At 55.0% G+C, this 15,339-nt stretch carries 11 protein-coding genes; 9 read left to right on the plus strand and 2 right to left on the minus strand.

Translation table 11 applies throughout. The annotated features are described in order from the left end of the window. Positions 1 to 85 precede the first annotated feature (85 nt). The 3 genes from C8N40_RS21010 to sigZ all read left to right on the plus strand — a co-directional run bounded on the left by C8N40_RS21010 (position 86) and on the right by sigZ (position 1,734). Entirely contained in the window at positions 86 to 502 is a 417-nt protein-coding gene (locus C8N40_RS21010; RefSeq protein ID WP_108213803.1) for an ArsI/CadI family heavy metal resistance metalloenzyme, read from the plus strand. 86 nt (positions 503 to 588) lie between these two features. Next, positions 589 to 1,104 (plus strand): GNAT family N-acetyltransferase, encoded by a 516-nt coding sequence (locus C8N40_RS21015; RefSeq protein ID WP_281259545.1) that lies wholly within the window; start codon positions 589 to 591, stop codon positions 1,102 to 1,104. 6 nt (positions 1,105 to 1,110) lie between these two features. Next, positions 1,111 to 1,734 (plus strand): RNA polymerase sigma factor SigZ, encoded by a 624-nt coding sequence (gene sigZ, locus C8N40_RS21020; protein ID WP_108213776.1) that lies wholly within the window; start codon positions 1,111 to 1,113, stop codon positions 1,732 to 1,734. Between the two features lie 742 nt (positions 1,735 to 2,476). Here the strand turns inward: sigZ and C8N40_RS21030 are convergent. Both C8N40_RS21030 and C8N40_RS21035 read right to left on the minus strand, forming a co-directional pair. Then, a complete protein-coding gene (locus C8N40_RS21030) occupies positions 2,477 to 4,567 on the minus strand; it encodes a ComEA family DNA-binding protein (protein WP_108213778.1) in 2,091 nt (696 codons plus the stop codon). A 168-nt stretch (positions 4,568 to 4,735) separates the two neighbouring features. Next, positions 4,736 to 5,566 (minus strand): PorV/PorQ family protein, encoded by an 831-nt coding sequence (locus tag C8N40_RS21035; RefSeq protein WP_108213779.1) that lies wholly within the window; start codon positions 5,564 to 5,566, stop codon positions 4,736 to 4,738. A 304-nt stretch (positions 5,567 to 5,870) separates the two neighbouring features. On the opposite strand from C8N40_RS21035, the gene C8N40_RS21040 reads away from it, so the two are divergent. The 6 genes from C8N40_RS21040 (at position 5,871) to C8N40_RS21065 (ending at position 15,263) form a co-directional block, all read left to right on the plus strand. Continuing rightward, positions 5,871 to 9,011, plus strand: a complete 3,141-nt coding sequence (locus tag C8N40_RS21040; RefSeq protein ID WP_108213780.1) for a SusC/RagA family TonB-linked outer membrane protein — start codon at positions 5,871 to 5,873, stop codon at positions 9,009 to 9,011. Positions 9,012 to 9,032: 21 nt separating this feature from the next. Beyond that, on the plus strand, positions 9,033 to 10,514 hold the full coding sequence (locus C8N40_RS21045) for a SusD/RagB family nutrient-binding outer membrane lipoprotein (RefSeq protein WP_108213781.1): 1,482 nt from the start codon (positions 9,033 to 9,035) through the stop codon (positions 10,512 to 10,514). Positions 10,515 to 10,538: 24 nt separating this feature from the next. Then, on the plus strand, positions 10,539 to 11,183 hold the full coding sequence (locus C8N40_RS21050; protein ID WP_245905212.1) for an immunoglobulin-like domain-containing protein: 645 nt from the start codon (positions 10,539 to 10,541) through the stop codon (positions 11,181 to 11,183). 12 nt (positions 11,184 to 11,195) lie between these two features. Further along, positions 11,196 to 11,708 carry a lipid-binding protein gene (locus tag C8N40_RS21055; RefSeq protein ID WP_108213782.1) on the plus strand — a complete coding sequence of 171 codons (513 nt, stop codon included), beginning with the start codon at positions 11,196 to 11,198 and terminating at the stop codon, positions 11,706 to 11,708. Positions 11,709 to 11,825: 117 nt separating this feature from the next. Continuing rightward, positions 11,826 to 14,210 (plus strand): TonB-dependent receptor, encoded by a 2,385-nt coding sequence (locus C8N40_RS21060; RefSeq protein ID WP_108213783.1) that lies wholly within the window; start codon positions 11,826 to 11,828, stop codon positions 14,208 to 14,210. Positions 14,211 to 14,216: 6 nt separating this feature from the next. Then, entirely contained in the window at positions 14,217 to 15,263 is a 1,047-nt protein-coding gene (locus C8N40_RS21065; RefSeq protein WP_108213784.1) for a DUF4249 domain-containing protein, read from the plus strand. Positions 15,264 to 15,339: the final 76 nt, after the last annotated feature.

The following is a 15,339-nucleotide window of genomic DNA, read 5'->3' on the forward strand; positions in this document are numbered from 1 at the left end:
ATATTTTCCTGAAAGCTGCGTCTTTCTAGAAGTGGCTCCGTCATCAGAGTGTAACAAGAACAAAACACCTGAAAAAGACAGAGCCATGAAAAGATTTCACGTAAACGTAAGGGTAAAAAACCTGGAGGAGTCCACCGCTTTTTATACTGCCCTCTTCGGAGCCGAGCCTACCGTGCTGAAGCCAGACTACGCCAAATGGATGCTGGAGGACCCGCGCGTCAACTTCGCCATCTCGCATCACCCGGAGAATGCCGGCATTGAGCACCTGGGCATACAGGCCGAGAGCGAGGAAGAACTGGGCCAAGTATATGGCCGTCTGAAAAAGGCCAAAGGCGCCATCCGGGAGGAAGGCAAGTGCACCTGCTGCTACGCCAAGTCCGAAAAGTCGTGGATTACAGACCCGCAGGGTGTGGATTGGGAAGCGTTTTATACGTTCGGGGAGTCCACCGTGTACGGAGAGCCTGCTACCAAGTGCTGCCCCGAAGCAACCGAAGCCATTTAGTACAGAATAGACTGAGAAAAACAAAATCAGCAGCAAGTATACTTGTATATTTGCTGCTGATTCACATTAATCCCTCACCTGAAACTATGGAAATCACCACCCAACACGCAGTGCGGCTAACTGAGATGCTGCCAGTGCACTATCCGCAGGTAAAAGAAATCTACGAACTGGGCATTGCCACAAACAACGCCACCCTGGAGACCCAAGCCCCGGACTGGGAGGAGTGGGACAGCAAGTATATGAAAAGCTGCCGGCTGGTCGCCCTGGCTGAAGACGGAACCGTGGCCGGCTGGGGGGCGTTGACGGCAGTGTCGGGCAGGTGCGTGTATAGTGGCGTGGCCGAGGACAGCGTGTACATCCACCCGACGTATAAAGGCAGAGGCATTGGCAAACTGCTGCTGCTGCAACTGGTACAGGAGTCGGAGCTGGAGGGCATCTGGACCCTTCAGGCGGGTATACTCAAGGAGAACGCGGCAAGTATAAAACTGCACGAGCAGTGCGGGTTCAGGATAGTGGGGCTGCGCGAGCGCCTGGGGCAACTGCACGGGCAGTGGCGCGACGTTTGCCTAATGGAAAGACGAAGCAAAATAGTTGGTATATAGTAAGTCATGGAAAACTGCTGCATCAACCCCGCCACCCATTTGCCGCAGGATAGCTGTGCGGCCGTGGCTCCTGCGTTTTTAGCATACGAGGCGCAATTGCGCGGCTTTGTGCTGAAACGCGTGCAGGATAAAGCGGAGGCCGACGACATTCTGCAGCAGCTTTACCTGAAGCTCTACAAGAACTGCGAGCAATTGCAGGGCGTGCACAACCTGAAGGCCTGGCTCTACCAGATTACCCGCAACACCGTGCATGACTTTTTCAGGGAGAGTGGCCGAAGACAGCCCCTGGAAGCTGGGGCAGAACTGCCCGATCCGGAGGATCTGACGGAACAGAACCGGCAGGAGGTGGAGGCGCTGGTAGAGCCCCTGATTAACCTGCTGCCCACCGAGTATGCCGAGGCCCTGCGCCTAAGCGAGCTGGAAGGCGTGAGCCAGAAGGAAATTGCCGAGCGGCTGGGGATATCTTACTCCGGCGCTAAATCCAGGGTACAGCGCGGGCGCGAGAAGCTCAAACAGCTTTTTCTGGAGTGCTGCCACCTCGAACTGAGCCATGATGGGCAGGTACAGGGCGCGGAGGTAAAAGCCAGTTGCGCAGCCTTGCAGGAGCCTGAGAGTTGCTGTGGAAAATAGCTTTGGCTAAGCTTGGGGTGAGTGCTTGGTTGGGGTTTGCTGGCACTGGTAAACTGTTAACTCACCCCAGCCTTCTTGAGGAGTATACTTCACCTCCCTGGTTTTTTTAAAGTATAAATGAGAACTATACTTTGCCGGGTCCAACCACCCCTAACCCTCCTTAGCCAAGAAGGGGAGCCTGTTGTTACTTAGGCCAAAGTATAAACTTCATTGCTTCTGTACTTGCGCGGACAGATTGCGACCTGCCCCTAAAAGTATAAACCCACCTCAGCTCCCCCGAGGAGGAGAGTCTCTGCAGACGATTACACCCCTATTGACCTTTGGTCGCAAGTTTCGACTCTCGTCTCACTTGTCCTCAAGGCGACAGTTTGTACTTGCCGCTCCACCTGTCATCTCGAGCAGGGCGAGAGATCTATCTGGAATTCTCTTCAGATCTCTCCCGAAGGTCGAGATGACAGCAGGGGCAGCGGCTATCGAATGTTTCCCAGCCTTTGGGTTGAGCGCCTCGAGAGGTTCCGGTGCCCGTGAGGGCATTGCGACGGCAGGAGCAAAGGAAGCGAAAGCAGCGCGATGCCCGAAGGCGAGCCCTCTCGGGCTTGAGAGCTCCAAAGCCAGAGATGAAACGAGACGCTTGTGCGAACTAGAGGAGGATCGGAAGCTAGTAAGGATAGCTTGTGTCAAGATGCGGGAAGCAGCGGCTAGAAATGTACAAGCTGGCAAGTATAAGCTAGCAACCAAGTAACTAAAACCTATACCTCACCTGCACCTTCACATCCGATCTTCTGGGTCCTTCAATCGTCTCCAGGCCGCTGCCTATACTTTGTTGGTCACGGTAATGTGTGAGGCCATACTTTAGCCATACATCCAGATCGCGGAGGGGGCGAAGTTGGAGCAACGTATAAAAGCGGGTGCCGCGGCCGCTGAAGGCTGGGATGGAGAAGGCATAGAGTACGTCGCGTTCGTAGGCGTACTGGCGGGTGTCGTAGCTGTCGGTGTCAAAGAGGGCGTAGCGGGTGCTGAGGCGGAGTTTGCTGAAGGTGAAGTTCACGTCCTGCGAGATGAAGTAGCCTGTCTGCTGCGGCGATTCCTGCGCATAAGTGCCAAACTGTACCCGCGACTTGAGGTTGAGCGTGCGGGTGGGCGAGGTTTCGAAGTATAACAGGTAGTTGCGCCGCTCTGCCTGCGCCACATAGTCCATGGCGGTAGTGTTGCCGCTCAGGTTACGGCCCTTGCTCTCGTGGCGCATCTGCGCATACAGGCTGCTCTGGCGGTTGGGTCGGAAGTATAAGCGCACCAAATACTCATCCCCATGCGAGGGGGCATCTACCAAATAGCGCAGCCACGGAAACCGGAACCTGTCGTAGTAGGCGGTAATCTCCCACTTCGGCAAGGGCTTTATCTTGATGCCGGTGTAAAAGCCCTGCTCGTTGATGTTGCGCGTGCCTTCGCCGAAAGCACTGCCATAAAAAGTATGGAAATCGCGGGCGTAGTAGCGGTACAGCATCGAGAGCTCCACGTTCCGGGCCAGGTTAGCGATGAGCCCGTTTATACTTCCCAGGCCGCCGCTTTTGCTCATAGCCGTTTCCCCGAACAAGTATACGTTCTGCCAAGTATGGCTGTAGTTGGTGCCCAGGTTATAGTTATGGGTGCCGCCAAACTCGAACCGCTGGTAAGGTGCCCCTGCTTTGCGGATGGTGGCATTATAGTGCGTGCCCAGCGCGGTAACACCTAAGGAAAGGGTTTTGTCTGCAGATCTATACTGGGCGCTGCCGCCGTATACCTGCTCCCGCACGGCGTCTTTGTTGGCCAGCTCGGTGGGTGTGCGGTGGAAACCTGAGGTTTGGATACCGGTAAAAAACTTCTCTTCTCTGTCCAGGGTATCGAGTTGGAATTGCAGGTTAGCGTCCACGCGCTTGTTCGAGTAGAACGCCGTTACATCCACCTTGCCCAACGTATACGTTACTGCCCCACCGCGCATAAAGGCATACTCCAGCACGGAGCTGTAGGGCCGAACGCCCAGGTTCGGTCTGCTGACGGTGGTAATCGTCTCGCCGCCCTTGCCCACACTATACCCCGAGGAGAGCAGCAAGCCCTGCCCGAACTGCAGTTGGTAATCGCCTAGGGCAATGGTTTTAAAGCGACCCTTGTTGTAGAGTTGCAGGTGCAAGGTATAAAAGTCGAAGCCGTAGCGGCGGGTGCTGGGGCTCCAGGTAAATTGCTCACCGGCATCCTTCTCAGCGGTAATGCCAAAACTATAGTCGCGGGCGTGGCTGATGCGGTAACGCAAGTATAACTTCTCCGGCGAGCCCAGGTAGCGGGTGGTGGAGCGGCTGGTGCTGTCTACGGAAGTATAACCACGGCGCTGTTGCAGCGTGCGCTCGTACCGAAGTATAAGTGCGTTGTTGTCCTCCCCCACCATGCGCTGCCAGAGCGGGCGCGCGTCGGACTGCAGGCCCGCGTCCGGCACCTGCACGAAAGGCAAGAGACGGTAAATGGTGGCCAGGTCGAAGCCCGGAACGGCCTGCAACTCGTAGATGCTCAGCAGTTCCCCGTTCTCCTGCAGGTAGTTAAAGAAGGCTACAATCTGCGGGCGCGACAGCAAGTATAGCGAGGCTAGTTCCTCCGGCGTGGTGCGGTTTAAGTTGACAGGGCGCTGGTAATACTGGAAAAGTGTTTCGTAGAGATCTTCATAGCTTATACTTTCGTCGTCCTGCTCAGCAAACAGCTCCTGCACCAGCAAGTCCAGGTCTATACTTTGGCGCGGGTAGTCCTGGGCCAGCAGCGGAGACAGGCTAGGCAGCATGCAGCAAAGTATAAAGAAGCCTCTTCTCATAAGCGCGATGGCAAACGACTATTAGACAAAGGACTGTTTGACAAAAGACAAAAGATGAAGTACAAAGTATAGCCCCCCACTTTCTAACTTTTTAACCTTCTAACTTCCTAACTACAACTCCTAACCTCTCTAACTCCTAAACTCCCCAACTCCTAAACTCCCAAACTCTCACGGTTCTCTCTTAAAAGTATAGCCCACCGATATATGGTGGCTGTTGCCGATGGGCGTGGTGGAGCCGAAGGCGTAATCTACCTGCAGCTGCCTGGCCACAAAGCCCGCCCCAAAGCTGAGGCTGCCGGTAAGGGTGCTGAAGCCGGAGCGAAGTATAAACCTGTCCTGCAGGAGCGCATACTCGGCCCCGGCCTTGAAATCGGCGTCATGGTCTATGTTTTTCTCTGTTTCGGCGGCCAGCAGCAGGCGGGAGGTGGGGCGGTAGGAGAGGCCGGCTTTCATGATGGTGGGCAGACGCTCATCCTCAAAAGAGGCCAGCCTGGCCTGGTTCAGGTTAAAGGCATAGGCGCCAAAGTATAAATCGGGCACCACCTCGCCCTGCACCCCCGCCGAGAAGGCCACTGCCTTTTGGCTGCCATACTCCTGCACCGCTACCTGCCACACATCGGCCTTGCCCCCCAGGCTGAACTGCCCCAGCTTGTGCGCCACGCCCAGCCCGGCGTGCTGCTGGCTGAAAAGCGCGTCGCCAAACCTGCTCAGGCTCAGGCCGTAGGTGCCGTACGTTTGGGTAGGATATACAGCCTGCAGGGCAACTGTGGTGAAGGCGCGCTCCCCAAACCTGTTCGCCGCATACACGCCCAGGGCCGGCGCCGTTAGACTGGCCATACCTGCGGCATTGTTTGCCACCACCCACACATCCGCCACCGCCACCGAGGTATAGCCCATGCCCGCCGAACGCGCCCCGAAATTGCACAATTCCTGAGCCTGTGCATACCGCAGCGTGGAGGTGAGAAGTATAAAAAGTATAGCAGTGTAATTGTGCTTCATTTCATCAGGAATAGCAGCAGGATTCTATCTTTATTAAGTGCTATAGTGTTCTATATAACTACTTGATATTGGATTATATAGATGCATACTTGTACGGAGCGGCTTCTTTAAATGATTTGTGGAAATTATGAAAGTGTCGGATTAGGATAGAATTACAGCGACTAAAGAAATTGGTGTGTTAACATCGTAATATTATTTATTGGTATTGATTTATTGTATAATTGTATTATTTAGATAGAGGCGCTGGAGGGGAAGTACGTAGAATTAAGCTGTAACAGTTTGTTAAACAGCTAAAAACGTGCTTATGAAAAAGGTTCTACTACTTAGTTTAATGCTGGCGTTGCTTTTGCCACTGTTAGGCTATACTCAAGGAGCCAGAACGGTGTCGGGACAGGTAACGGATCAGGAATCCGGTCAGCCTTTGCCTGGGGTGGCGGTGATTGTACAGGGCACAACGGTGGGCACTACAACGGGTGCCGGCGGGGAGTACACGCTTAATGTTCCCGCCAACGCCAACACGCTGGTTTTTCGCTTCTTAGGGTATGCCCAGGTGGTTCGGGAAATAGGAAATGCCACTACTATTAATGTAGCCATGGGGCTGGACTCCGAGCAGCTGCAGGAAGTGGTGGTAACCGCCCTTGGCCGCGAGGAAGAGGAAAGGACGCTGGGTTATGCCACGCAGCAGGTCGGCTCAGAACAGATAACCCAGGGCCGCGAGCGCAGTGTAGCCAATGCACTGCAGGGGAAGGTTGCCGGTGTAAACATTCAAAGCCAGGGCGGTGGCCCGGGTGCCTCTACGCGTGTGGTAATCCGTGGCGCCAAATCCATCTCCCAGAGCAACCAGGCCCTATTTGTGATAGATGGCATACCTGTGGATAACAGCGCCAGCGGAACAACTGACGCCCTGAATGCTGGGGTAGACGTGGGTAACCGCGCCAACGACATCAACCCGGATGATATCGAGTCTATCAACATCCTGAAAGGCCCGGCGGCAGCGGCACTATATGGTGCCCGTGCCGCCAACGGGGTAATCATGATTACAACCAAATCAGGCAGAGGGGCTACTAAAAAGGCGGAGATCACCTACTTGACCTCCTATACCGTAGAGGACATCCTCCGCTACCCGGAACTGCAGAACCGCTATGGCCAGGGCTTCTTCGGTGCACCGGACCTGCTGGAGAACACCAGCTGGGGCCCACGCTTTACAGGCGAGCTTTTGCCATGGGGCCAGATAATAGACGGGCAGCAGCGCGTGAAGCCATACTCCGCGCTGGAGGATAACATCAAGGAATTCTTTGACTATGGCTATAACTGGACCAATACGGTTTCGCTGTCTGGTGCTGCCGATAATGCCACCTACTATGCGTCTTATTCTACCACGCAGCAGGAAGGGGTGGTGCCTACCACCGAGTATAGCCGCCATTCTTTGGCCGTAAAGGGTAGCACCAAGCTGCTCAACAAGTTTAACTCCACTGTGTCTCTTACTTATACCAAGTCGGGTGGCGACTTTGCCTTAACCGGGCAGGGTAACTCGGTTTTTAACCAGATTATACAGACACCGCGCGATATTCCGGTACGTGAGCTGGAAGACCTGGAGAGTCCCTTTAACGATGAGGCGGGCTTTTACTCTCCTTATACCATTAACCCCTACTGGTCGCTGAGAAACCAAACCTACGAAAACGAGGTGGACCGCCTGTTTGGTAACATCACCCTGGGGTATGATATCATGGAGGGCCTTAACGTGACTTACAGAATCGGTACAGACTTCTATACCGACCGCCGCAAGCAGTTTATGGCCATCCGCAACGTGCAGGGGCAAAACGCCGCGAACAACGACAACGGTATGTACGCAGAGCGCCAGGTCTATTACAGGGAAGTAAACTCAGACCTTATCGTGAGCTACAACAGGGACTTATCCGACATCCTGACCCTGGATTTGCTGATCGGCAACAACATCAACCAGCGGGAAAACGACGACCTGACAGCCACTGCCGACGCGCTGGCAAACAACGAGTTCAGGTCTCTGAGCAACATTATCGGTACGCCGCTTACCGTTAGTTTCCGCGACAAGAGAAGGCTGGTAGGTATTTATGGCTCTGCCAAGCTGGGCTACCGAAACTTCCTTTGGCTGGAGGTGACTGGCCGTAACGACTGGTCTTCTACCTTGCCCATAGATGACAACAGCTTCTTCTATCCGTCTGTAAACCTGGCTTTTGATGCGGCGGAGGCCTTTGGTCTGGCTGAGACCACGCCAATCAACTTTGCCAAGATCAGGGCCAACTATGCCAACGTGGGTAACGATGCACTGCCCTACAGCACACGCTCGGTGTTTATCTCGGGCAATATCAGCGACGGTTTTGCGGGCACGGACCTGAACTTCCCGTTTGCCGGCTTGCCTGGTTTCGAGGTGAGCAACGTCATTGGCAACGCTAACCTGGAGCCGGAGAACACGAGTTCCTGGGAGGTGGGAGCCGATTTGCGCTTCTTTAACGAGCGCCTGCGCGTGGACGCCGCCTACTATAACTCTAAGTCGACAGACCAAATCATCAACGTGCCGCTTTCATTCGCAACCGGCTTCGGATCTGCCTTCCTTAACGCAGCCACCATCCGGAACGAGGGCGTAGAGCTGTTGGTAGGAGGTATCCCGATTGAGATAGGAGACTTTAGCTGGGACATCAGTGTGAACTTCACCAAGAACGAAAACACTGTAGAGGACGTGGCTGGTGATAACGAGATTTCCTTAGGAGGTCTGTCCTCAGCGGCCCTGGTTATCTCAGAAGGAAGGCCCTATGGTACATTCCTGGCTGAGGACTTCCTGCGCGACCCGCAGGGGCGTATCGTGGTGAACCCTTCGACCGGACGGCCCCGCCTGGCGACCGAACAAACCTACCAGGGCAGCATTCAGCCAGACTGGCAGGGCGGCCTGGTGAATACCTTCCGCTATAAAGGCCTGCGCATGTCGGTGGTGTTCGATACACGGCAGGGGGGCAAGATTTACTCCAGAACACGGGGTACCCAACGCTTTGCCGGTACTGCCCCTGAAACGCTCTTCAACGACCGTCAGCCATACATCATCCCTAACTCTGTGGTGCAGGTAGGCAACAGCGATGAGTATATCGAAAATACCACACCGCTCACCAACTCCAACCTATACGAATACTGGGGTAACCTGCCGGAAGGCACCAACATCATTGATGCCTCATTTACCAAGCTAAGGGAGGTAAGTATCTCTTACAGCCTGCCCAGGGCCATTACAGAAAAAACCTTCTTCGGTAACATAGAGGTAGGCCTTTCTGGCCGCAACCTGGTGCTGTGGACGCCGGATGAGAACACTTACATAGACCCTGAGGTGAACAGTTTTGGCAACGGCAACTTGCAGGGCTATGAGTTCAGCAGTTACCCAAGCACCCGCTCCTGGGGCGCCAACCTCAGAGTTACTTTCTAAAGAACCGAAGACGAGAAAATCATGAAAAAGCAATTTATAAAAGGGCTTGCTGTACTATTGGCCTTGTCTCTCGGCTTTACAGCTTGCGACGACTACCTCGACATAAACGTGGACCCCAACAACCCGCCAACCTCTACGCCGGCATTGACCCTGCCAGCGGCACAAGGGGAACTGGCCTATGTGCTGGGCAACCAGTTTCAGTTTTTGGGCAACTTCTTCGCCCAACACTGGACCCAGGCCGGCGCCGCCAACCAGTACTGTGACCTGGAACTCTATGAGATAACCTCCTCAGACTACGATGCCCGTGTGTGGGGTGAGTTGTATGCCGGTGCCCTACAGGACTTCCGGTTTGTGAGCGACCAGGCCAGGGAGGATGGCGACCGAAACGCGGAAGCGATTGGCCGCATCATGGAAGTATACACGATGCAGGTGATTACCGATGCCTGGGGCGATGTACCTTACACCACAGCATTGACCGGTTTGGATGACCCAAACCCAGCCTACCAGGCACAACAGGAAATATACGATCTGTTTATCGTGCAACTGGATTCGGCCCTGGCGCTGATCGATGAGGGAGCTGACACGGAGGTAGGTAGTGCTGACCTGGTGTATGGCGGAGACATGGGGCTTTGGCGCAGGTTCGGCAACACACTCAAACTCAAGATCTACCTGCGCCAGGCCTACGTTCGGCCAGATGTTGCCCAAAGCGGAATTCAGGCTATGTATGCCAGTGGGGCGGAGTTTCTGCAGATAGGGGAAACCGGCGACGTTGAGTTTGCCGACCAGACCCAGAACCGGAACCCCTTCTACCAAACGCAGGTGGTGTTCCGGGGCGGGGTGGACGTGGTAGCCAGCAATACCTCCCTGGAATTCCTGCAGGAGACCAATGACCCCCGGCTCGACGACTTTTACGCTCCGGCAGAAACGGGCGCGGCAGCAGGAAGCTTTGTTGGTGTAGACCAGGGCGTGGAGTGTACCCCTGAAAGGACTGGTAACCAATCCAACTCTGTGTCGAAGCCTGGACCGGCAGTGGCCAGCCCTACTACCGCCATTCCCTTTATAACCGCCGCCGAGAGCTTTTTCCTGCAGGCTGAGGCAGTGGCACGTGGCTGGACTGGTGGTGCTGGTGGCGATGCAGCCGAACTGTACGCCCAGGGCATCAGGGCCTCCTTTGAGTACCTGGGAGAAGATGTGGCGCAGGTAGATCAGCTGCTGCAACAGCCAGGAGTAGCCTACCCAGCTGGGGCCGATGTAGAGGCGCAGGTGGAGCAAATCATCACGCAGAAGTGGGTTTCCTTCAACGGAGTTCAAGGTTTTGAGTCCTGGACGGAGTATAGGAGAACGGGATATCCAGGCTTTATAGATCCTTCAGCGGCATCTAACCTGGCTGCCGGGATAATACCCAAGCGCCTGGTGTACCCCAATACAGAATCGATCCGAAACCAGAATTACCCAGGGCTGGTCGAAATCAGCATACCAGTATGGTGGGACGTGAAGGACTAATGTGAAACATAAACTTGAGAAAAGATGAAAAGCATCAATAAAACCTTCATGGCAGCCATGCTCTCGGTGATGGCCTTCCTTCTGCTTGGCTGCGAGAAAGATGATGAAACGGCAAATGTTTCGTTTGTAACTACTTATCCTGTCGTCACGCTGCTGGGAGACCAGTGGGAGGTGCTGCAGGTCGGGGAAACCTTCACGGATGCGGGGGCAGAGGCTTTTGAAGGCGAAACAGCCATCGATTTTACCACCTCTGGCTCTGTCGATACGAGCGTGCCCGGCGTTTATGTGCTCACGTATACCGCTGTCAATCAGGATGGATTCTCCACATTGGAAAGAAGGTATGTGGGTGTAATCACTCCAGAGGCCGCCGCCATCGATTTAAGCGGGCAGTACCAGCGCACCGTAGGCGACCGGGGGATCTCTACCGTGACACAGATTGAACCCGGCTTGTTTGAAACGAATAATGTCGGGGGTGTTGCTGCTCCGGGGCCTGCCACTACGGTCAGGTTTTACCACTACGATGTTGGCATGCTCGGGGTGCCTCCGCAAGATGTGCAAGGCAGCGAATTCGCCGCTGTTGATGCCACCGTTATTCCAGGAGTAAGTTACAGCTGGATAGTCATAAACCCTGGCTATGGTACCGCTCTTCGCACGTTTGTTAAACTATAAAACCGAATCCATATGAAGCTGAAATATACTTTATTACTGACCCTGTTTCTGTCGCTGGGCGTGTTTACTGCCTGCGACGATGATGACGATGATGACATAGACTACACGGCAACCTACCCCATCTCAGGAACCTGGAGTGTTACCTTTAATATAGAGACAGCTCCTGGGCAGTTCGAGCCGCTTACGGATCCAACCGAAGTGCTGATTTACAACACGGCCGCCAATGTGCCTACAGAAGTATGGGTAGACGATGAGGGGCACTTCTGGGAGTTTAAGGTTAAAACGCCCATCAATATCAGCAATCTTACCTTTAGCGGGGAGAACCTGGCAAACGATTATTACCCCTCACAGGTAACCATTACCGACGGGCAGGTTTTCCTCAATGCCGTGGAAGTGAATAACGTGTTGCGCGATAGCATTTACTTCAGGGTATCGTTCAATGACGATGAGGACGCCGAAGGCAATCCTGATCCTTTTGGCACCATCTATCACGTGTACGGCCACCGCAGCTCCGGATTTGAATAAAGGTTTGTGCAGTTGGCAAAAGGAAAGGCAGATTCTGAAAAGTCTGCCTTTCTTATTAACCTGAAAGTATAAGCAGTTCGGTCTGTTCCCTGTTACTTCCATCAACCTGACTTGTATATGCGGCTGCTCGCGGTTTGGCTTACTGTGGCTATGCTGATGCTCTGCGAGCCTCTGTTGCTGTATGCTTATGCCTTGCCACAGAAGGGTGGCTTCACCGTACGCGGCACTGTGCGGGATGCGCAGACAGGAGAGGCCATTGCCGGTGCCGCTGTACTAGCTGAAGGCAGTAGTACGGGTACTACCACGGATGCGACTGGTGCCTTTAGTTTATACTTGCCTACCGGGAGTAGCACGTTAGTTATTTCATACCTGGGCTACGAGCGGGCCACTGTGCGTGTGAACAGTGGCAACACTACGCTGAAGGTGCCGTTGGCGCGGTCGTCGGTACAGCTGTCGGAGGTGGGGGTAGTGGGGCAGAAGCCGGTGCACGATAACATCCGCAGTGTGCAGAGCGGTATCACGAGCCTCAACATCAACACTATCAAATCGGTGCCGGCCTTTCTGGGCGAGGTGGACGTAGTGAAAAGTATAAAACTGCTGCCTGGTGTAAGTTCAGTGGGCGAGGCAGCGACGGGCTTTAACGTGCGCGGTGGAAGCGTGGACCAAAACCTTATCCTACTGGATGACGCGCCGCTGTTTAACAGTGCCCATTTATTTGGCTTCTTCTCGGTTTTTAACCCCGATGCCGTGGAGGATGTGACGCTGTACCGGGGCGGCGTGCCGGCGCAGTATGGCGGGCGCATCTCCTCGGTGCTGGATGTACGGATGCGGGAGGGCGACAGGGAGAAGTTCGCGCTCAGCGGTGGCGTGGGACTTGTCTCGGCCAGGCTAGCCGTGGAAGGGCCCATCATCAGAGACAAAACCTCCTTTCTGGTGGCCGGCCGCAGCTCCTACTCCGACTGGCTGCTGCGCAAGATGCCCAACGCCAACATCCGCAACAGCCATGCAGCCTTTTACGATGCCTCCGCCAAGATCAGCCATACGTTTAATGAGCGCAACAAACTCGCCATCTCCGGCTACCGCAGCTTCGATGAATTTGGCTTCTCGGGCGACACGCTCTACAACTGGACGACTAACGCCGCCACGGCTACCTACACGCGCCGCTTCAGTTCCAGCCTTTCCATGAGCCTCAGCGGGGTATACACGGATTATACTTTCAAAGTGAAGACCAAGCAGCGTGTGAATTCCTCGGAGTACAGCAACGGCATTGAGCAGAAAAGTATAAAAGCGGACTTTGCCCTGGCCACTGGCAAGCACACGATCCACTTCGGTGCAGCGGCCCTGGATTATACTTTTGAGCAGGGCAAACTAACGCCAACTTCGGCCGAGTCGCAGGTGCTGCCGGTGCAGCTGCAGCCGGAGCAGGCGCTGGAGAGTGCCCTGTACTGGAACGATGAGGTGCGGCTCTCGTCCAAGCTCTCCCTCATGTATGGCCTGCGCTACTCGTTTTACGCCAACTACGGGGCGGGGCAAGTATACCGTTATCAGCCGGGCGTGCCCAAGCAGGAGCGCACCATTACGGATACTTTAAGCTATGGCCGCGGGGAAGTGATCGAGAGCTACCATGGCGCTGAACCACGCTTTTCGGTGAATTATACTTTCAGCGAGCGCAGCGCCATCAAACTCGGGTATAACCGCCACCGGCAGTACCTCCACCTCATCTCCAACACCACCACCATCTCGCCCACCGATATCTGGAAAACCAGCAATACCCACATCAAGCCTCAGGTCGGGGATCAGGTGAGCCTGGGCTACTTCCGAAACTTCAGGAAAAATATGATGGAGGCTTCGGTAGAGGGATATTACAAGCGGATGGAGCACATGCCGGACTATAAAAACGGAGCGGATTTATACCTGAACCCAACCCTGGAGGCGGATTTATTGGCAGGCGAAGGCAGGGCCTATGGCGTGGAGGCGAGCATCAGCAAGGTAAGCGGCAGGCTGACCGGTTGGCTTAACTATACCTATGCCCGCACCGAGATAGCTGTACAAGGCGCCACGGCAGAGGAAACTGTGAACAAAGGAGAGTATTACCCGGCCAGCTACGACAAACCGCATACTTTAAACCTGGTCGCCAGCTACGGAATGGGCAAACGCTGGCAGCTGGGCGCTACCTTTACCTATAGCACCGGCCGTCCTATCACCGCGCCGCTCGCGCACTACGTTGTCGGCGATTTTATCGTGCCCCACTTCGGAAACCGCAACCAGCAGCGCATCCCCGACTACCACCGGCTGGATCTGTCGCTCTCGCTCTTGCCAGACAAAGCCAGGAGCAAGCGCTGGGAGGGCACCTGGAACCTCTCGCTCTACAACGTGTATGGGCGCAAAAACCCGTACTCGGTTTTCTTCCGGCAAGTATACGGCTCTCCGCCCCGGGCCTACCGGCTGGCGGTGGTGGGCGTGCCGCTGCCCTCTATCTCCTATGATTTCAAGTTCAGGTAACGCGACATGAAAAAAGCAGTCATCCTAAGTATAATCTTGCTGCTGGCAGGCAGCTGTATCGACCCGCTGGACCTGGACATTGACGACCAGGCCGAGATGTTGGTGGTGGACGGCATGATCACCAACGAGCCGGGGCCATATAGCGTGCGCCTGAGCCGCAGCAAACCTTACGACACCTACGCCGACAGCTGGAGCGCGGTGGAAACAGGGGCCACCGTTATACTTTCAGATGACCAGGGAAATCAGGAAACACTAGCGGAAACAGCTCCAGGGCTCTACCAGACCAGCGAAGGAGGCATGCAGGGACAGCTAGGCTCCACCTACACGTTGAGCATCCGCACCAAAAGCGGGCAGACCTATACTTCTCTCCCCGAAACGCTCCGGCCCGTGCCGCCCATCGACAGTTTATACTTTGAGGTACGCCCACAGCAGATTCTCAACGAGGCGGATGTGGAAGAAACCATTTACATGGCGGATGTATTGGTGGATGCCCCTGACCCGGCCCAGGAAAAGAACTACTACCTGTGGCAATGGCAGAGCACCTTTCAGGTAAACACCCAGCCCTGGGATTATGCTGAGAAAATAAGGGGCGTGCGGGTACCCATGCCCAAAGCCTGCTGCGAAGTATGCTGGATTACCAGCCCCACCGGCAGCGTAAACGTGCAGGACGACAGGCTGATAGACGGCGGCACCCTGAGCCGGCATGTAGTAACCAGCATCCCCGTGACAGAACAGGCCTTTGGCACCAAGTACCACCTGGAAGTAAAGCAGCTCTCCGTTTCAGAAGCCGCCTACGATTACTGGCGCATCCTGAAAGCCCAGATTGAGAACGGCGGAAGTATACAGGACCCGCCGCCGGCTACCATCACCGGTAACATCACCAACACAGCCACAGGAGAGCCGGCGCTGGGCTTTTTCGGGGCTTCGGCGGTAACAAGGCGCAGCCTGGATGTCCGGCGGGAGGATTTGGGCGTGCGGGTGGGCCAATACATTTTTCCGGATGACTGCCGGGTAATTGCCAACAGCACCACAGAGCGGCCGGCATTCTGGTGAAAGTGTAAATAGTTTGTACTAGCTAAAACGAGAAGAGGGGCTACAGTAAACGGCAGCCCCTCTTTTATACTTGGTT

Origin of the sequence: Pontibacter mucosus (assembly GCF_003054055.1) — a bacterium.
GTDB lineage: Bacteria > Bacteroidota > Bacteroidia > Cytophagales > Hymenobacteraceae > Pontibacter > Pontibacter mucosus.